This is a genomic window from Lacihabitans sp. LS3-19, from assembly GCF_024343575.1.
GTDB lineage: Bacteria > Bacteroidota > Bacteroidia > Cytophagales > Spirosomataceae > Leadbetterella.
This window is the reverse complement of record NZ_RJUA01000009.1, coordinates 1-18,280: the sequence shown is the minus strand read 5'-3', so window position 1 is coordinate 18,280 and position 18,280 is coordinate 1. Positions and strand designations below refer to the sequence as shown.

The 18,280-nt window shown below is 34.3% G+C and carries 17 protein-coding genes; 7 read left to right on the top strand and 10 right to left on the bottom strand.

The genetic code is table 11. From position 1 onward, the window contains the following. Positions 1–15: 15 nt before the first annotated feature. Genes EGI22_RS09330 through EGI22_RS09320 form a run of 3 tightly spaced genes read right to left on the bottom strand, consistent with a single transcriptional unit; the run spans position 16 to position 3,468 of the window. Entirely contained in the window at positions 16–1,329 is a 1,314-nt protein-coding gene (locus tag EGI22_RS09330; RefSeq protein ID WP_255067974.1) for a glycosyltransferase family 87 protein, read from the bottom strand. Then, positions 1,322–2,779, bottom strand: a complete 1,458-nt coding sequence (locus tag EGI22_RS09325) for a cellulose synthase family protein (RefSeq protein WP_255067972.1) — start codon at positions 2,777–2,779, stop codon at positions 1,322–1,324. Before EGI22_RS09325 ends, EGI22_RS09330 begins: the two co-directional genes overlap by 8 nt. Beyond that, positions 2,776–3,468, bottom strand: a complete 693-nt coding sequence (locus EGI22_RS09320; protein ID WP_255067971.1) for a glycosyltransferase family 2 protein — start codon at positions 3,466–3,468, stop codon at positions 2,776–2,778. Before EGI22_RS09320 ends, EGI22_RS09325 begins: the two co-directional genes overlap by 4 nt. 147 nt (positions 3,469–3,615) lie before the next feature. Here EGI22_RS09320 and EGI22_RS09315 point away from each other — a divergent pair, with 147 nt between their 5' ends. Genes EGI22_RS09315 through EGI22_RS09305 form a run of 3 tightly spaced genes read left to right on the top strand, consistent with a single transcriptional unit; the run spans position 3,616 to position 6,193 of the window. After that, positions 3,616–4,104 carry a gluconate 2-dehydrogenase subunit 3 family protein gene (locus tag EGI22_RS09315; protein WP_255067969.1) on the top strand — a complete coding sequence of 163 codons (489 nt, stop codon included), beginning with the start codon at positions 3,616–3,618 and terminating at the stop codon, positions 4,102–4,104. Positions 4,105–4,112: 8 nt separating this feature from the next. Beyond that, a complete protein-coding gene (locus tag EGI22_RS09310; protein WP_255067968.1) occupies positions 4,113–5,828 on the top strand; it encodes a GMC oxidoreductase in 1,716 nt (571 codons plus the stop codon). A gap of 59 nt (positions 5,829–5,887) precedes the next feature. Beyond that, positions 5,888–6,193, top strand: a complete 306-nt coding sequence (locus EGI22_RS09305) for a helix-turn-helix transcriptional regulator (RefSeq protein ID WP_255067966.1) — start codon at positions 5,888–5,890, stop codon at positions 6,191–6,193. 73 nt (positions 6,194–6,266) lie between these two features. On the opposite strand, the gene EGI22_RS09300 is transcribed toward EGI22_RS09305, so the two are convergent. The 4 genes from EGI22_RS09300 to EGI22_RS09285 all read right to left on the bottom strand — a co-directional run bounded on the left by EGI22_RS09300 (position 6,267) and on the right by EGI22_RS09285 (position 9,561). Beyond that, entirely contained in the window at positions 6,267–6,563 is a 297-nt protein-coding gene (locus EGI22_RS09300; RefSeq protein ID WP_255067965.1) for a type II toxin-antitoxin system RelE/ParE family toxin, read from the bottom strand. After that, positions 6,538–6,768, bottom strand: a complete 231-nt coding sequence (locus tag EGI22_RS09295; RefSeq protein ID WP_255067964.1) for an addiction module protein — start codon at positions 6,766–6,768, stop codon at positions 6,538–6,540. The genes EGI22_RS09300 and EGI22_RS09295 overlap by 26 nt, the downstream gene beginning before the upstream one ends. 68 nt (positions 6,769–6,836) lie before the next feature. Further along, a complete protein-coding gene (locus tag EGI22_RS09290; RefSeq protein WP_255067963.1) occupies positions 6,837–8,288 on the bottom strand; it encodes a 4Fe-4S dicluster domain-containing protein in 1,452 nt (483 codons plus the stop codon). Between the two features lie 10 nt (positions 8,289–8,298). Beyond that, positions 8,299–9,561 carry an NAD(P)/FAD-dependent oxidoreductase gene (locus EGI22_RS09285; protein WP_255067962.1) on the bottom strand — a complete coding sequence of 421 codons (1,263 nt, stop codon included), beginning with the start codon at positions 9,559–9,561 and terminating at the stop codon, positions 8,299–8,301. Between the two features lie 328 nt (positions 9,562–9,889). Here EGI22_RS09285 and EGI22_RS09280 point away from each other — a divergent pair, with 328 nt between their 5' ends. Genes EGI22_RS09280 through EGI22_RS09270 form a run of 3 tightly spaced genes read left to right on the top strand, consistent with a single transcriptional unit; the run spans position 9,890 to position 12,528 of the window. Then, a complete protein-coding gene (locus EGI22_RS09280; RefSeq protein ID WP_255067960.1) occupies positions 9,890–10,327 on the top strand; it encodes a response regulator in 438 nt (145 codons plus the stop codon). Continuing rightward, on the top strand, positions 10,328–12,079 hold the full coding sequence (locus EGI22_RS09275; protein ID WP_255067959.1) for an ATP-binding protein: 1,752 nt from the start codon (positions 10,328–10,330) through the stop codon (positions 12,077–12,079). A 2-nt stretch (positions 12,080–12,081) separates the two neighbouring features. Beyond that, positions 12,082–12,528 carry a response regulator gene (locus EGI22_RS09270; protein ID WP_255067958.1) on the top strand — a complete coding sequence of 149 codons (447 nt, stop codon included), beginning with the start codon at positions 12,082–12,084 and terminating at the stop codon, positions 12,526–12,528. A gap of 16 nt (positions 12,529–12,544) precedes the next feature. On the opposite strand, the gene EGI22_RS09265 is transcribed toward EGI22_RS09270, so the two are convergent. Both EGI22_RS09265 and EGI22_RS09260 read right to left on the bottom strand, forming a co-directional pair. Then, positions 12,545–14,047, bottom strand: coding sequence for a sodium:solute symporter (locus EGI22_RS09265; RefSeq protein WP_255067957.1), 1,503 nt, complete (start codon positions 14,045–14,047; stop codon positions 12,545–12,547). A 100-nt stretch (positions 14,048–14,147) separates the two neighbouring features. After that, entirely contained in the window at positions 14,148–15,161 is a 1,014-nt protein-coding gene (locus EGI22_RS09260) for an exo-alpha-sialidase (RefSeq protein WP_255067956.1), read from the bottom strand. Between the two features lie 77 nt (positions 15,162–15,238). Between EGI22_RS09260 and EGI22_RS09255 the strand changes: the two genes are divergently transcribed. Continuing rightward, positions 15,239–17,446: a DPP IV N-terminal domain-containing protein gene (locus EGI22_RS09255; protein ID WP_255067955.1), complete on the top strand. Its 2,208-nt coding sequence runs from the start codon at positions 15,239–15,241 to the stop codon at positions 17,444–17,446. 539 nt (positions 17,447–17,985) lie between these two features. Here EGI22_RS09255 and EGI22_RS09250 read toward each other — a convergent pair. Beyond that, positions 17,986–18,280: hypothetical protein (locus EGI22_RS09250; protein WP_255067954.1), on the bottom strand; the 295-nt coding region annotated here is incomplete at its 5' end.

Genomic DNA, 18,280 nt, shown 5'->3' with positions numbered 1-18,280 from the left:
GTATCTTCTTAATTATTATTTTAACACACTCGACTTATATTTTGCAAAATTCTTATTTCTAAACTCTTCTGAATAGAAAAGAAAAATAACTGGACTATATTCTAAAAATAGAAATAATGGACTTTCTTCAACTTCTAAAAACCTATACGCAGCATAACTTAAAATAACCGTTAACGACCAAACCCAAATTGAATATCTGTTTACAAAAACACCTAAAAAAATCAAGGATGTTAAATACCAAGGATGAACTGTTGTAGCCAAAAAGAAATATAACATCAATAAAAAAAAGGCATTTTTTAACAATTCAGGTTTTCTTAACGCTCGATACAAGGCTACTAAAACAATGATAATGGGAGATATTTTCCCTAAAACACCTATAGCGTTATAACCTAAAACCCAATACCCTATTTTTCGGAAGAAATAATAAATACTTGCATTAAACTCAAATTTTGTAAACCAAAGACCTACGGTTTGAGAGTAATTATCAAGAAATCCTTTATCTATAAAAGGTAAAAAGGCTAAAATTATAGTAACTGCAATTACAGCATACAAAATAGCGGTTTCTTTAAATTTTTCCCTTTTGAAGAAAAAAGGCAAAAACATTAAAGGTATAAGTTTAATTAAAATTGCCGACCCAATAAAAACTCCAGCAATAATTAATCGACCTTTTAAATAATAATATAAACCTACACAAAAGAAAAACATCATAACGCCTTCAAAATGCAAGTTGCCTGTGAGCTCAACTATAATGAGAGGATTCAAAAAATAAAAATGAATATTGTTTTTTGGCAAATTCAATTTTTCTAAAACCTTTCGACCGAAATAGTAAATCCCAATATCAGCCAAAAATATTATTAGTCTTAAAACAATAATATTACCTAGAATAGATTTTGGACTAAGAAAGGAAGATAATAAAAATAAAACTTGGTTAAAAGGAGGATAATTGCTGTGGTTATTGGCACTTAAAGAGCCCATTTGTTCAATCAAATACTTACTTTGATATAAACTAAACTGAGGCAATTTTATTAGCTCGATAGGAGTTTGTAAAAATGGATTTAAGCCTTGGAGCAAGAGCCTTCCGTCCCAAATAAACCGAATATAGTCTTGAGACAAATTTGGAATGGTTAGTAGTAAAATTACGCGAAAGAAAAGTCCAATTTGAAATTTGAATTGAAAATCAGATCTATATAAAACCAGAAATCCAGCAAATACAAATAGATAAACAGAAAATAGCAAACCAAATTCTTCTCTTTTAAGGAAATATCCTAAAAACGCATATGCAAAAGCCGAAACGGCAATCAGAAGTCCGTATTGGATATTTTTATTCATTCAAGGTGTAGATTATTATTATGAAATAACCTAAAGCCAAAAGAAAATGAAAAGGAATAATGGCAAAGTTTTGAAGCAAAATGCCTAAAACTATGCCACCAACAAAATACAAGAACAAGAAACATTCAACAAAGAAACCCCAACCAAGGTTTTTGGACAGATATTGATTGTTTTTCCAAGAGTCATTATTTTGAGTAATATTGAATTTCGGTGTTCTAATAAATGCTGATTTCTTGCCAAAATAACCTTCTAAAACTGCAACGGAATTATGAAAACTTAAACCCAAAATAACAGGAAAAAAGAGAAGAAATTGAAATACAAATTTTGGAAAATCGCTGAAGGTTTTACCTTGTGTTTTTCTAAAAGTAGTATAAAAAACTATTGCTAAAATGACCGAAGTATATTTTAACAAACTACCTGCATTTAATAAAAAATCAACTGGAGTTTTATACACAAACAACAAAGGAACACTAAGTAATGATAAAATAAATACCCATAAAAAGACCGAACTATTCAACAAGTGTGAAATACCATGAATTTTATGATTTAACAGTATCGTTTTGCTTTTTAATACTTTGGAACCGAATTTACGAAAGTTTTCAGCACCGCCTTTGTTCCATCTAAACTGTTGTGACCTCACGGCACTCATAACTACTGGGAGTTCTGAAGGTGAAGGTATATTCTCTAAATAAACAAATTCCCAGTTTCGCATTTGAGCTCTGTAACTTAGATCCAAATCTTCTGTAAGCGTATCGCCTTCCCAATTTCCAGCATCTATAATACACGCCTTCCTCCAGATACCAGCAGTGCCATTGAAGTTGATAAAATGCTGTGCTTGGTTTCTACCAACTTGTTCGATTGTAAAGTGATGATCCAAGGCCATTCCTTGAATTTTGGAAAGCAAATTATAGTTTCTATTTAAATGAAACCATCGGGTTTGAACAACACCAATTTCAGGTTTTGTGAAAAAATGAATTGTTTCATTTAGCCAGTCTTTCTCGGGCAAAAAGTCTGCATCAAAAATAGCAATAAACTCACCTTTTGCTGTTACTAAACCGTTTTTCAAAGCTCCTGCCTTAAAATTCTTTCGATCTGTTCTGTGAATGAGTTTAATATCGATACCTTGAAGTGCTAATTTTTCAACAAATTCCCTGTTAGAAGCTAAACTTTCGTCTGTCGAATCATCTAAAACTTGAATCTCAAGTTTGGGATATTGGATTTGTGAAACACATTCTAAAAGTCTTTCAGCTACGTATTTTTCGTTAAAAATAGGTAACTGAATTGTTACTATGGGTAAATCTTTTTCACTAAAATAATCCTGAGGTACTTTTTCTTTCTTTTTTAAATAAGAAACAAAAAGCATCCACTGCGAAAAACTATATAAAAATATCAAAATAGCCGAGAAGCTATACAAAAACACAACAATAATCGATAAAATTTCTCCTATCATTTAAAGCTATATTTAAAAATCCAACCTAATATTTTGAAACCTGCCATTATAGTTCCTTTAATAGTTCCAGAAACTTTGCTCACGCCAATTCTTTTCCTATATCTAACCGGAATTTCTACATACTTTAACTTGCTTTTTAAGGCTTTTAACTGCATTTCTACGGTCCAACCATAAGTTTTGTCTTCCATATTTAACTCCACAAGTTTTTGATACTTAATAGCCCGAAAAGGACCTAAATCTGTAAAATTTGCACCAAAAAATATTTTCATTAAAAAAGTGGCCAACCAATTTCCGACAACTTGCTGTGGTGTCATTGATTGTGGCAGCCTTAATTTTTTAACCCTTGCTCCTATTACCAAATCTACATTTTTTAAAATAATTGGCTCAACTAATTTTAGGAGTTCTTCAGGATAATCAGAATAGTCACCATCTAAAAAAACTACAATATCAGTATCGGGTGCAGTGTCTGCAATATGCTTCATTCCTAGTAAGCAAGCATAACCGTATCCTTTTTGATTTTCTTTTAATACTGTGGCTCCATGCTTTTTTGCTACTTCTTCGGTATTATCTGAGGAATTATTACTTACTACTATCACTTCGTCCACAATATGAGGTATTTCATCAATTACCTTTCCAATGGAATCTTCCTCGTTATAAGCTGGAATTATTACTTTGATTTTTGGAGGCATATATTATTTTTCTAGTACAAAAATACCTTTGAAAAAGGTGATTTTCAAGTTTATTAAAAAATGATTAAACAATGAGTTTTTAATTTTTTTTAAAAATATGCGTTTTATAAGCCTAAAGATGTAATTTAGCTGACAAAATAACCTTTTATGAAAAGAAGAAACTTAATTAAATCTTTAGGTTTGGGTCTGATTGGTGCAAGCCACTTCCCAGCTTGGGCTAACAATTGGTCAGATAAAGATTTAGATTTCAACAATATAGAACCATCCGGAGTCCTTAGCAAATTCGTTGATGTTACAATTCCTGAAACAAACTCACCAGGTGCAAAAAGCATTGGGGCACATTTATATATACAAAGAATACTGAATGACTGCTATCCAACAAATTTTCAAAAAGAAATAAATGAGACTGCAGCAAATATAAATAAAGCAGCAAATACAAGATTTGGCAAATCTTTTGAAAATCTCCAGAATAATGAAGCCTTAGACATTATAAAAAGTAATGCAACAGATACTAAAAATATAAATTTCTTAAAAAACCTTACGATTAGAGCCTACACCAGCTCAGAATATTATCTTACTACTCATAAAAACTACCAAATGGCACCAGGATTTTTCCATGGTTGTGTCGAAATTTAATTTAGAATATGTCAAATTTCAATATAGATTCGAAAAAGAAAAGGACTTTTGATGCCATAGTAATAGGTTCGGGTATCAGCGGAGGATGGGCAGCAAAAGAACTGTGCGAAAAAGGCTTAAAAACCTTGGTTTTGGAAAGGGGAAGGTCGGTAAACCATGGTGAATACCCAACCACAATGATGGAGCCATGGGAGTTTGACCACCTTGGACAAATCACCAAAGAAATGAAAGACGCAAACCCCATTGCAAGCAAATGTTATGCTTTTCAGGAAGACGCCGCTCATTTTTTCGTAAAAGACAAAGAGCACCCTTATATTCAAGAATTGCCTTTCGACTGGATTCGGGGCTACCAAACTGGTGGTAAATCTCTTATGTGGGCACGCGGAACCCAAAGATGGAGCAAATATGACTTTGAAGGACCAGAACGTGATGGATTTGACGTGCACTGGCCAATTGGATATGAGGATTTGGCTCCTTGGTACAGCCATGTTGAGATTTTCGCTGGGATAAGCGGCAATAAGGACGGATTGGAGCAATTGCCCGATGGAGAATTTTTAAGACCTCATGAGCAAAGCTGTGTTGAAAAACATTTTACTGACCAAATGCAGAAACATTACAATGGAAGCAGGCCAGTAATTATTGGCAGATGTGCCCATTTAACTGACCCACAACCTATTCATTATCAACAAGGAAGAGCAAAGTGCCAACAGCGGGATTTATGCCAAAGAGGTTGTCCTTATGGTGGATATTTCAGCAGCAATGCCTCTACCCTGCCTTGGGCAAAAATGACGGGTAACTTGACTATGCGGAACAATTCGGTTGCCCATTCGATTATTTATGATGAGAAAAAACAAAAGGCTATTGGCGTAAAAGTAATCGATACTATCACAAAAGAAGAAATAAACTATTTCGCAAAGATTATTTTTGTAAACGGAGCCACTGTAAATACCAATATTGTCCTTCTTAATTCAAAATCGGCCCGTTTTCCGAATGGACTGGGGAACGATAATGGTCTTTTAGGTAAATATATACATTTCCATAATTTTGAAACTGGCATCTCTGCCGAATATGAGGGGTATTTAGATAAAAAAACAGAAGGAATTCGACCAAACGGAAGCTATATACCAAGGTTTAGAAATGTAAAAAAACAAGAGACAGATTTTTTAAGGGGCTATGCAGCAGGCTTTAGTGCAAGCAGAATGGAAGTAACCAATCGCGAAGGTTGGGGAGAAGAATTAAAAAACAATTTGTTTGAGAAGAAATATGGCAATTGGCGTGTAGGCTCGCATTTTATGGGTGAAACAATCCCTAAGATTAGCAATTATGTAAAATTGGATGAAACCCAAACCGATGATTGGGGAGTACCTTTGGTAAGAATCAATGTGGCCATGGATGACAATGACCGCAAAATGGCACAAGATTTTAAAGAGCAATTGACCGAAATGTATACATTGGCAGGTTTTACAAATATCAAAACCAGAGAAAGAAACGCATGGAATCCAGGGCTAGATATTCATGAAATGGGCGGCGTAATAATGGGCAAAGATCCTAAAAACTCATTATTAAACGAATGGAATCAATTGCATCATTGTAAAAACGTTTTTGTAACAGACGGAGCATGTATGACCAGTAGCTCAACTCAAAACCCTTCTCTAACATTTATGGCATTGACCGCAAGAGCCGCCAACCATGCTGTGGAGGAGTTTAGGAAGGGGAATTTGTAGGAGGAAAAGTTTGTTTGAAAATAAAATTGACACATAATTAAAACAAACTTTTTTTTAAAATGATTATAGCAAGAAAACATACAGGAGTTCTTATATCAAGCATAAAAGAGAACATTTCAGAAAAAACAAAAGAAAAAATTTCCAAAAGAATGGGCTTGGCAGCACAAATTGATAACGCTCTTCAAAAAAGAGGTTTTACCAATCAAGAGTTTGCCTTTATGATGGGTAAAAAACCTTCTGAAATCAGTCGATGGCTAAGCGGCACGCACAATTTTACGACAGAAACACTATGGGAAATTGAAAGAGTGCTTAATATTCAAAACTTACAAGTTCAAAACCTTATGAGGTCTCAGAAACGAATTTGAAAGAATACATAGTTAGTGAAGTTGAAAAAGGCTTTTGAGAAATATTCCAAAAAGTAAGCTCATAAAAAATATTTTATAGCCATTTATCAGTATTCACGGAAGTGTGTAAAACTGCTAAAATATGAATCTCTAAACTTTTACTGTCAACAAAGTAATGAATCATGTAAGGAAACTTTTTCAGTGAGATTGTTCGAAATTCTTTATATCGAACTTGAAAAGCCTCAGGAATGTCAGAAATTATTTCCAATTTATTCTCAATTTCTTGAAGAATTCTAATTGCCAATTTTTCTGAAAACTTTAAATAATAATCAAAAGCCTCTTCAATATCAATTTCTGCTTTTGGTTCAAGAATTACCTGAAATCTTGCCATTTGATAACAGTCTGGATTTTAGTTCTAGGAAAGAGCTACCGTTGTTGGTATTTTTCAAAAAATCGGCATATCTACTATCCAAAACATCTTTATGCCATTGAGGTATATTATCTTCTTCGTTAAGAATGACATTTGGTATTTGCTTTAATAGATTTACAACAGAATCATAAATCTCGTCAGGAAGTGATATAGTTAAATCTTTCATTTCATTAAATTTGAAAGCCAATTTAGCTCAAATTTTGTATTTTTTGAATTAAATCGGAATATTTCTTCTCAAATCTCCACAGCACCATTTTCCAATTTCAAAACACCTCGTGGGCAAACCGCCGAGCAAACGCCACATCCTACGCATGAGGAACGGACGATGTCTTCGCCTTTCATGGCATAAGACCTAACATCTATGCCCATTTCGCAATAAGTGGAGCAATTCCCACATGATATACACTGCGAACCATTCGTGGTTATTCTGAATCTTGACAACAACTTTTGCTGAAAACCTAAAATAGCCGCCATCGGACAGCCGAATCTGCACCAAACTCTACTGCCCATAATGGGATAAAAACCAACCCCAACTACCCCGCTGAATGCTGCTCCTATAAAAAATCCATACCAAGATCTTAGTGAATATGAATCTATAAAAAACACATTGGTATTTCCGATGGCCATATTGACAATCAAAAACAATGAAATTATTCCTGATGCCCAATAAATACCTTTTCTAGCATCTAAGGCCAATTTTTTGTAGCCAATTTTATTGATATAAAGTGTAAATATGCCAAGAAAACCGATTACACCAAATAAAAACACATTGGGTTGAAGTACCGCTTTTTCATTTATTAAAAAAGAATATATAACAGCGACAGTGGTAATAAAAATAAAAAGTAAAACTGAATGAATCATCCATCGTTCTATTTTCCAAGCTTTATCGGACTTATCAGAAAGGTGACGAAAAGAATCGCCAGCGGTTTCTGCCAATCCACCACAACCACAAACCCACGAACAGTACCATCTTTTCCCAAAAAAATAGGTTAATATGGGTGATATCAAAAACACCATTCCAATTCCGAAAAACAACATAAACATGCCAAGATTTCCACCACCTAAAAGTGCCTTCAAATGCCAGTCTTCAAAGAAATAATAGTTGAGTGGCCACATGTTTTTGATGTCTTTTGCAAAATAATCTAATTCAGGATTTAGTTTTGCTAAAAATTCAGGCAACAAAAATGCAAAACCTAATTGGAAGAACATCACGGAAAGCGTACGTATGATTTCATAGTTGTTATGTCGATACTTCAGGATAAATTTCACCCCAAATCCTAGAATTGCTATGGTATAAAGTGTTCCATAAACAAACCATTGGCTTGCAGCGTGGCCATTCAAAACATAACTCAAAGGATCAAAAAAAGCTATTATTCCAGTGTTTCCTTCTTTATGCAAACCTAAGTATTCTGGATACCAATAGATGACCACATAAAAAGCCGTCAAAACAAAGCCTAATATCCAAGCTATTGTTCCTTTAGAAGAAACGCTCTTAAACCAAACCTCATTGTTTTTTATTCCGGGCATTTCATCTTTGTAGCTTCCAAAAGCATAAACTACTATTCCTGCCAAAATCATGGCCAAAGAAGTGTACAATAAAGCCGCCCCTTCAAATAAATTAAACAAGGATAAAACCAAAATACTTATGCCTCCAAATCCTAAACTTAAACCAATATTTTTGTTCATAAAATTGTCATTAAATTGATTTCAAGAATTCATTTCGAATTTCTTTCTCATATTTTTTATAAAACTCAGGGTCAAAGTTGGCTTTTTCTAAATTTTTCAAGACAAAATCTACAGATTGATTTTGATTTAAGACACTTTCAAAAAACTGATGTCGCATTCTTATTCCAAAAGTATTTATGCCTAAAAACTTCTTTGAAGCCTTTTCAAAAACAATCCTAACAGCTTTGTTCTCTTTTTCCCAATAGAGTTCTACTTGGCTTTCATTTACTTTGGCTGGTACATTTCCATAAGTTTGATATTCGATATCAAAAAACTTGGCGGAATTGAACCAATGCCCAGGATTATATTGAGTTTTTACACCAGAAAGCGATTTTGCTAAGGCTTCACCCATCATTTTTCCGGTATACCAAACTGCTTCAATCGGCCTTCTTCCCAATTGTGGATTTTGGATTTCTGCACAGTCTCCAATTGCAAAAATATTTTGGATATTGGTCTGTAAAAAATCATTCACAAGAATTCCACGGTTAATATTTATGCCTGATTCTTTAATAAAATCAATATTTGGACTCACGCCAACTGTCAAGCCAACAAATTGACAATCAATCATTTCGCCGTGATTGGTAATAAGCCCCTCAACTTCCGAACTTCCTTTTATTTCTTTCAATTCGGTGTTCAATTTCAAATTAATTCCATGCGAAATGATGTGCTTTTCTAGCATTCTGCCTTCTTTTTCCGACATTACTATGTCCCAAAAAGAGCCTTCTCTGACTAAAAATGTAACTTCTTTACCTCTTGATTTCAGCATTTCAGCCAGCTCCACTCCTATCAATCCACCTCCGACTACTACTGCATGCTTTATTTTAGAAGAATAACTTTCTAAATATTCCAGATCAGACTTATGATATAATCCAGAAACACCGTTTAAATCTTGACCAGGCCAGTTGAATTTATTAGGTTTAGATCCGGAAGCAATTACTAAAAAATCGTAGGAAAGCTTTTCACCATTTTCTAAATTCAGGAAATTTTGACTAGCATTTATCGATTTTACTTTTGCTTTTTTTAAAATGATATTTTGATTTTGCCAAAAGGATTTTTCATAAGGTTGCGTATGCTCAAACTTCATGTGGCCCATGAAAACATACATTAGGGCCGTTCTAGAAAAAAAATATTCAGTTTCTTCAGACACCACAACAATTTCACAGTCAGACTTTTTCCTGAGTTCAATTGCCGCAGTTATTCCAGCTATACCGTTGCCAATTATTACAACTTTCATGAATTATTAATTTTAAGCAATGCAAAATACGTATAAATCTAGAATTCGGTTTGTCATCTATGTTACAAATAGACATTATTTTATGTTTAGAATTCTATTATTATTATAAATAATGCTATAATAGCTATTTAATGATATTATAACCAGGTATTAAATTGAAAAGTGAAGCAAATGTCTATATTTGTAAAGCATTAAAAATGTGAAAGTTGCCAATTGAACAATAAATTCCTATTCAGCAACTCTTTATTCATAAATATTCGACTCCTATTCTCTTAAAAAATCTCTTTGTCTAATTCTTTAATTTCGGTATTTCTAAAATCAACATTGCATGAAAAATATACTTTTGGCTGAAGATGATAGGGATGATTCGATGTTTTTTGAAATAGCTTTGAAAGAATTATATATTGATTCGAGTCTGATTGTGGCAATTGATGGTGCTCAATTGATGGATACTTTAGAAAAAACTGTTCCTCCTCCACCTTCGGTTATATTTTTGGATTTAAATATGCCCAAAAAAAGTGGTTTTGAATGTTTGGCTGAAATTCGAAATTCTACTAAATTCAAGGATATACCCGTAATAATTTTCTCTACATCTTCAAGCCCACAAAATATAGAGAAAACTTATGATTTAGGAGCAAATTTCTACATTTGCAAACCTAGGAAATTTGAAAACCTAAAGAAAGCCATATTAAAAATAATATCCCTAGTAGAAAGCCAAACAATCATGCAGCCAAAAAGGAATGAATACTTCCTTAAACTAGCTTAAATGATCAAAAAACCAACGATTAAAACAATTTTTGTAAGTGCTATAATTATCCTTTTGGCATTGACATTTCTGTCATATTTTCGGATAAAAAATCTTAGCGAATCTGCCTCTTGGGTGAATCATACAAAAAATGTAGAGATTACTTTGGAGAAAATTTACATCAACATTTTAGAATTAGAATCTAGTCATAAAGGTTATATTTTATCGAAAGACTCTGTCTATTTGAATTCTTTGGAAATAAGAAACGCAGAACTCGATATAAATCTGGATTTGCTTCAAAATCTAATCAAAGACAATCGAGGACAAGTGAAAAGGCTCTCAGAAATCCGAAATTTGATAGCAAAAAACAGAACTTTCTTTAGGGGACTAACGAAGAAGTCTCAAAGTTCAGATATTTCGCCATTGGTCTGGATAGAGGGTAAAAAGATATTAGATGTCTTGAAAAATAGAATCTTAGAAATGACGCTGGAAGAGGATAAACTTGGAGATAAAAGAATCAGTATTTTCGTTCAGGCATCATTTTTAACGCCTTTTTTTACGTTTATTTTGGTTATAGTTTCTATTTCATCATTAATTGTAGCTTACGTCAAAATAATAAGTGACCTAAAAGCTTCAGAAAAACTCAAAATCAGATTAGAAAATAAATCAAATGATATTGCGGTTTCTAGCGAAAAATTAGCCTTACAAAATATTGAAATAAAAAGACGTGCAGCGGATTTTTTACTCGCCAACTCTGAATTAGCATTTCAAAATGATGAGAAAGAACAAAGAGCAGCTGAATTAAGACTTGCCAATACTGAATTGGCATTTCAAAATGCTGAAAAAGAAAAAAGAGCAGCTGAGCTCAGTGCCGCAAATATTGAGTTGGCTTTTCAAAATGAAGAAAAAGAAAAAAGAGCAGAAGAACTGCGAATTGCAAATACAGAATTGGCTTTTCAAAATGAAGAAAAAGAAAAAAGAGCAGAAGAATTAACTCTGGCCAATAAAGAGCTCGCGTTTCAAAATGAAGAAAAAGAAAATCAAGCGATAGAACTGAAGGCTGCAAATAAAGAATTAGATGCTTTTGTTTATGTTTCTAGTCACGATTTGCAAGAGCCACTTCGTAAAATCCAGATATTCGGAGGACGGATTCTAGAAAAAGAAGCTGAAGTTTTATCAGAAACTGGCAAAGATTATTTTAATAGAATGTTAGATGCCGCCAATAGAATGCAAACATTGATTGAAGACCTTTTGGCTTTTTCGAGATTAAATACTGAAGAAAGAATTTTTGAGGAAACCAATGTTAACCAAATTATTGAAGAAGTTCGAACAGAATTGTGGGAGACCATAGAAGAAAAACAAGCTCAAATAGAAGTTGAGGGCTTTTGTACTTTAAAAATCATTCCATTTCAGTTTAGACAATTGGTTGCTAACCTTATGACCAATTCTTTAAAATTTTCAAAACCTAAAATTGCTCCAATCATAAAAATCAAATTTGAAGATGGAGAAAACCTGCCAATCGTAGAAAGAAATAAAATGCAAAAAAAGAAATTCTGCCATATTTCATTCTCAGACAACGGCATTGGCTTTGAACCTGAATACAAAGACAAAATATTTGAAGTTTTCCAAAGATTACACGGAAAGGAAGTGTATTCAGGCACAGGCATAGGCTTAGCAATTGTTAAAAAAATCGTTGAAAATCACAAAGGTTTTATTTTTGCCAAAGGAGTTTTAGGAGAAGGTTCTCAGTTCGACATATATTTACCCGCATAATTATGACAAATGACCCAATATTAATAATACTGGCTGATGACGACGAAAGCGATCGTCTGATATTCAAGGAAGCAGTTAGTGAACTTAAAATCCAAACAACGATTCAAACTGTAAATGACGGGGTGGAACTGATGGATTTTTTAGAAAAAGCCACACTTCCCTACCCTCACATTCTATTTTTAGATTTGAATATGCCAAGAAAAAATGGTTTGGCTTGTTTAAAAGAAATTAGGGCCAATGTGGCTTTTAACGAAATTTCAATCGCTATTTATTCCACTTCTGCCTCTGAAAAAGACATAGAAGAGACTTTCTTAAATGGAGCCAATGTCTATATCAATAAACCGAATGATTTCAATAAACTTAAAACTTGCTTAGAAAAAGCCTTGATGACTTCATTCCAATACCTAAATCCGCCCTTCAATCGCTCCAATTTTTTAATGAGGATTTAGGAATCGGATTTATTGTTTACAAATCTTTTTTTGAAAACTTACTTACCAACCAGCCTACACCCAAAATTGTTAAAGTACCAAAAGCCACGGTCAGTTTCGGGTCTAAATCAGTATGCATATTTTCAGGCAGATAGCTATTCATAGATAAGAATCCGATAATTAAAACACCAGCAATTACAGCCACAATTGCGGCTTTTTTCTTGGCGGCTTTTACCAAATACCCTAAAAGGAAAATACCTAACATTCCGCCAGCAAATATCCCAGATAGTTTCCACCAAACATCTAAAAGGCTCTTTGCTCCCATCATGGCTATACCAAAAACGATCCCTAGCAGTCCAAAACATACCGTGGCGATTCTTAAAACACGCAATTGCTGCAAATCACTTAGATCTTTTCTGAAATATCTTTGGTAAAAATCCTTTAAAAATACTGTGGCAGAACTATTCATGCTGCTACTCATCGTACTCATGGCCGCCGAAAGTAATGCCGCCATCAATAAGCCCAACAAGCCTGTTGGGATATTATTTTTAATAAAATGTGGCAATACCCTGTCACCATAATCCGCAGGCAACAAAGAATCCAATGGAATGTTTTTCTCAACTGAGACCAATTGTTTTAATCCAGCAATTTGCTCTGGAAAGTGATTATAATAGACAAAAAGAGCCGTCCCGATAAAGAAAAACATAAAAGAAACAGGCAAAAAGAAAATTACACATTGCCAAATACTCATTTGAGCATCTTTGGTACTTTGAGCCGTATGATATCTTTGAATATAATTTTGATCTACACCAAAATTGACCAAATTTATAAAAAACCCATAAATAAAAACCACCCAAAACGAACTCTGAAAAAGATCAAACTTGAAAGTACCCAAACTGAATTTATCTTTTGCAAATCCTTCCTCGATAATCACTTTGGCATCTATAGAATATAAAATTATTCCTAAAATCAACAAAGCCCCCATGGTTTTTAAAACTGCCTGCACCACTTCCGTCCAAATAACGGCCTCCATACCTCCAAAAACGGTATAAACAATCACGCAAACGCCTGAAAACATGATAATCAAAGGAATATCAAAACCTGTAAGGGCATTGATGGCAATAGCGATGGCATAGAAAATTGTTCCCATTCGAGCCAATTGGGTAAGGACAAAACATAGCATTACATAACTCCTGGCCCATGAACCAAAACGTTTTTCTAAATGTGTATATGCACTAATTTCGCCCGTATTTCTATAAAAACTAACAAAATATTTCGAAGAAAAATAAGCTGCAAAAGGCATTGAAATACTAAAAACGAAAGGATTCCAGTTGCTACCGAATGATTTCCCTGGATCGCCCAAAAAAGTAATGGCACTCAAAAAGGTTGCATAAAAGCTCATTCCTATCGCCCAGCATGGAATTTTACTCGATGCAGTGGTGAATTGAGCCGTACTTTTATTTTTTCTAGAAAAATAAAAGCCGATGCCAACCATGGCCAATAAATATAAAACGATTATGCTTATGTCTAAAATGGGCATATATAATTTTTTAAATCAATACAGCAATTTTGAAGATTCGGGCTATTTATTTGAAAATTCATTCTTTGAAAATGTATTTCTATTAATTACAAAAAAGATTCTAATTCACATCCAAAACCACATGCTTAATCTTTTTCCTTTTCCAAGTGTAGGTTATATGTACCTTACCATCAGAAGTTTGAATAACTGCTGGATAGGAAAATTCCATTTTCTTTTCATTTTCCAATATCGCAAATGAATCCCATATTTTACCATCTTTTGAGATGGCCACATTGAGCGGGGAGCGACTTCCTCCCCAATATTCATCTCCTTTACCAACATGGTTATAAACCAACAATTGTCGACCATCTTTAAGCGTAACAGCATCCGTACCTGAATTTGGATTGGGCAATGAAATGGGCTTTAAGGCAGACCAAGTTTTGCCATTATCACTAGAAAATGCCTCTAAAATAAAGCTATTTTTACTTCTGCATAAAATCTGTAATCTACCATCTTTGTTAAACAAAACACTCGGTTGAATGGCCGAAAACTCCTTTCCATCATTTATGGCCTCAGTTTTTGTCCAAGTTTTACCTGCATCTTTGGTTGTTTCAAAATGTACTCTCCAGCCATTGTCTTCCGAACTGGTTGGGCATAATAATGTGCCATCCGAAAGTAAAACTGGCTTGTTTTTTATTGGTCCATAGATCCCATCTGGCAGTTTTTCAGCCGCAGACCAAGTCTTTCCTCCGTCAAAAGACCTTTTCAGCATTCCCCACCAAGTAGAGGGACTTGGACCAACTTTATAAAACAAAATTAATTCAGCACCAGGCATTTGGAATAAAACCGGATTCCATGTTGGATATCTTTTCTTAGGACTTTCTACGCCATTGGCTACTTCTTCAGGTGTTGACCATTTTCCATTTTCCATTCTGCTCACCCAAATACCTACATCAGGGTCTCTCTCAGCTGTGCCTCCAAACCAAGCTGCTACTATTCCATCATTCGTTTCTGCCAATGTAGAGGCATGACAAGAAGGGAATGGGGCGTTTTCGTAGATAAATTCGGAAGAAATAATTGGGGATTGCCCTAAAGCAAGGTTTGCTACTAAAAGTAGAATAAATAGTTTTTTCATTTCTTAAGGTTGAATATTGCCTACAAGTTAGGGATTTTTTCAAAATAATTAAATTTTAGATTCTTGTCTTGAAAAAAATGCTTAATTTTTCGAATCAAACTAAAATAAACGCCAATAATAATATGAGATTCTTTAAAATATTTACGGTCCTCGTTTGCTTTTTTACGATAAACACGAATGCACAAAATGTTGTCTGGCAAGGAGATGATTATTTTATAATTGATTCTGGAGAGATAATAAAATATACTTTACCAGAAAACCAAAAAGCTGTTTTTATTGACAAAAAGACTTTAACGCCTACTGGCTCTGATACGCCTTTGGTTCCAAAAAGCTTCAGTTTTTCGGCTGACCAAAACAAAATTCTTATCTACACCAATTCAAAAAGAGTTTGGAGACAAGAAACCAGAGGCGATTATTGGATACTAGACCTAAAAAGCAAAGCTTTAAGCCAAATTGGAAAAGGAAAACCTAGTTCTTCTTTAATGTTTGCTAAAATATCTCCAGACGGCAAAATGGCCGCTTATGTAAGCGAGAGAAATCTTTACATCGAAGACCTGAAAACACACAAAATAAGCCCATTAACACAAACTAGTGGCAAGATAATAAATGGCACTTTTGATTGGGCTTACGAAGAGGAATTTGACTGTAGAGATGGCTTTAGATGGAGTCCAGACAGCAAAAGCATCGCTTATTGGCAAATTGATGCCAATAAAATCAAAGACTTTTTGATGATAAACAATACCGATGAAATATACGCCAAAAATGTACCTGTCGAATATCCAAAAGTAGGCGAAAGTCCATCCGTGTGTAAGGTTGGTGTAGCCAATATCGCTACAAAAAAAACGACTTGGATGAATGTGCCAGGTGATACACAGCAGCATTATATACCTAGAATGGAATGGGCGAATAATTCTGATGAAGTGATAATCCAACAACTCAACAGAAAGCAAAATGAGAGTAAACTCATGTATTGCAATGCCAAAACAGGTGCCGCCCGAACATTTTATCAAGAAAAAGACGATGCATGGATAGATGTTAGAAATAGCTGGAGTTATGGAAATATCATAGGTTGGGATTGGGTAGAAAATGGCCAATCGTTTATCTGGGTGAGTGAAAAAGACGGATGGAGGCATATCTATAAGGTGGCCAAAGATGGAAAATCGGAGGTGTTGCTGACCGATGGAGATTACGACATTCAAAAAATAATGGCAATGGATACCAAAAACGATTTCATCTATTTTATGGCTTCGCCCCGAAACGCAACACAGTCATATCTTTACAGAGTCAACATTAGCCAACAATCAAAGGCGGAAAAAGTAAGCCAAGGTGAATTGACAGGAACGCACGGATACAAAATTTCGGAAAATGCCAAATATGCCTTTCATAATTTCTCCAATTATTTTACTCCACGAGTTTCCGAAATTATTGCTTTACCTTCAGGAAAACCCACAGATGCCTCAAAATCAATTTTGGCCATGCAAAAACCTCAAGAAAAAGATGTTGAGTTTTTTCAAGTTACCACCGTAGATGGTACTTTGATGGATGGTTTTATCGCTAAACCACATAATTTCGACCCAAAAAAGAAGTACCCAATTGTATTCTATGTGTACTCTGAGCCCGCAGGCACAGTGGTAAACGATGTGTTTGGTGTTGACCAAAACAGGCTTTACAATGGAGATATGGCCGAAGACGGCTATATTTATGCAGCTTTGGATGGTAGAGGAACGCCCGCTCCCAAAGGTCGAGAATGGAGAAAATCCATATACCGAAAAATTGGCATCGTAAACATCCGAGACCAAGCCATGGGAGCTTTGGAGATGTTTAAAAAATATGATTTCATCGACACTTCCCGCGTAGCCATTTGGGGTTGGAGTGGTGGCGGATCGGCTACTTTAAATTGTCTATTCCAATATCCAGAAATTTACAAAACGGGAATTTCTATTGCTGCGGTGGCCAACCAATTAACTTACGACAATATCTATCAAGAAAGATACATGGGAATTCCGCAAGAAAACAGAGAGGACTTTGTGAATGGTTCTCCCTTACATTTTGTCAAAAATTTCAGAGGAAATCTGCTCTACATACACGGAACAGGCGACGATAATGTGCATTACCAAAACGCCGAACTGCTGATAAACGAAATGATAAAATACAACAAGCAGTTCCAGTTTATGCCCTACCCCAACCGAAGTCACGGAATATATGAAGGTGAAGGTACGACTTTACATCTTTCTACGCTCTACACCAAGTATTTGAAGGAGCATTGTGCGGCTGGGGGGAGGTGAGATTCATAAGTGATTTGATAATCTTAAGGTTTTAACTATTATTTCTATTAAGCTTGGAGGATTAAATGCTAGAAAATCAAATTCTAGAGATTAATTTGTCCAGTTTTAATCAATTTTATCTATCTCAAGACTGAATTACAAGAAGACATAACATTGCTGATATTGTTATCTAAAATTATAGCCCTTTGATTCATTATCTCAAATCTTCTTGAAATTTTAGGCTATCACCTTTAAAAGGGAATTTGCCAATAAAATCCCGCGGTTTTAAAGTTTTTTTTTCTTTTTTAAGATTTGTATATACTGCCTCAATTTCTACTTTTTTTCTTGAGTTTGACACCATTTTGAGTTAAGTAATTGATAATAAGGCACAGTATTGTCCAATCGGCTCTCTACAAACCATTATTTTTTTTAAGATTTGTATATACTGCCTCAATTTCTACTTTTTTTCTTGAGTTTGACACCATTTTGAGTTAAGTAATTGATAATAAGGCACAGTATTGTCCAATCGGCTCTCTACAAACCATTATTTTGGTGGATTTTTAGATTTTAAACTTTTCTTGTGTTTGGATTGGTAAGATTGGTTTTAGACCCATTTTATTTAGGATGAGTTTTTCGTTTTCTGATGGCATCGATCTCAAGTAAGATTTTTTCCCATTGTTATCTATCAGACTTACTTGCATTTTGTCTAATGCTTCTCTTAGCAATTTTTCTGTAATCACATTTTTGTCACGATTTATTTTTTGTAGCACGAAGTTTTGAATGGCGAAGGCTATGTAACAAAGGCAAATATGGCCCTCTATTCTTTGGTCTGTCAAATGAAACATTGGTCTGGTT

Excerpts from the sequence above, each read along its gene's own strand:
- EGI22_RS09330 (WP_255067974.1), bottom strand. The coding sequence starts at position 1,329 with ATGAATAAAAATATCCAATACGGACTTCTGATTGCCGTTTCGGCTTTT.
- EGI22_RS09325 (WP_255067972.1), bottom strand. The coding sequence starts at position 2,779 with ATGATAGGAGAAATTTTATCGATTATTGTTGTGTTTTTGTATAGCTTC.
- EGI22_RS09320 (WP_255067971.1), bottom strand. The coding sequence starts at position 3,468 with ATGCCTCCAAAAATCAAAGTAATAATTCCAGCTTATAACGAGGAAGAT.
- EGI22_RS09315 (WP_255067969.1), top strand. The coding sequence starts at position 3,616 with ATGAAAAGAAGAAACTTAATTAAATCTTTAGGTTTGGGTCTGATTGGT.
- EGI22_RS09310 (WP_255067968.1), top strand. The coding sequence starts at position 4,113 with ATGTCAAATTTCAATATAGATTCGAAAAAGAAAAGGACTTTTGATGCC.
- EGI22_RS09305 (WP_255067966.1), top strand. The coding sequence starts at position 5,888 with ATGATTATAGCAAGAAAACATACAGGAGTTCTTATATCAAGCATAAAA.
- EGI22_RS09300 (WP_255067965.1), bottom strand. The coding sequence starts at position 6,563 with ATGGCAAGATTTCAGGTAATTCTTGAACCAAAAGCAGAAATTGATATT.
- EGI22_RS09295 (WP_255067964.1), bottom strand. The coding sequence starts at position 6,768 with ATGAAAGATTTAACTATATCACTTCCTGACGAGATTTATGATTCTGTT.
- EGI22_RS09290 (WP_255067963.1), bottom strand. The coding sequence starts at position 8,288 with ATGAACAAAAATATTGGTTTAAGTTTAGGATTTGGAGGCATAAGTATT.
- EGI22_RS09285 (WP_255067962.1), bottom strand. The coding sequence starts at position 9,561 with ATGAAAGTTGTAATAATTGGCAACGGTATAGCTGGAATAACTGCGGCA.
- EGI22_RS09280 (WP_255067960.1), top strand. The coding sequence starts at position 9,890 with ATGAAAAATATACTTTTGGCTGAAGATGATAGGGATGATTCGATGTTT.
- EGI22_RS09275 (WP_255067959.1), top strand. The coding sequence starts at position 10,328 with ATGATCAAAAAACCAACGATTAAAACAATTTTTGTAAGTGCTATAATT.
- EGI22_RS09270 (WP_255067958.1), top strand. The coding sequence starts at position 12,082 with ATGACAAATGACCCAATATTAATAATACTGGCTGATGACGACGAAAGC.
- EGI22_RS09265 (WP_255067957.1), bottom strand. The coding sequence starts at position 14,047 with ATGCCCATTTTAGACATAAGCATAATCGTTTTATATTTATTGGCCATG.
- EGI22_RS09260 (WP_255067956.1), bottom strand. The coding sequence starts at position 15,161 with ATGAAAAAACTATTTATTCTACTTTTAGTAGCAAACCTTGCTTTAGGG.
- EGI22_RS09255 (WP_255067955.1), top strand. The coding sequence starts at position 15,239 with ATGCTTAATTTTTCGAATCAAACTAAAATAAACGCCAATAATAATATG.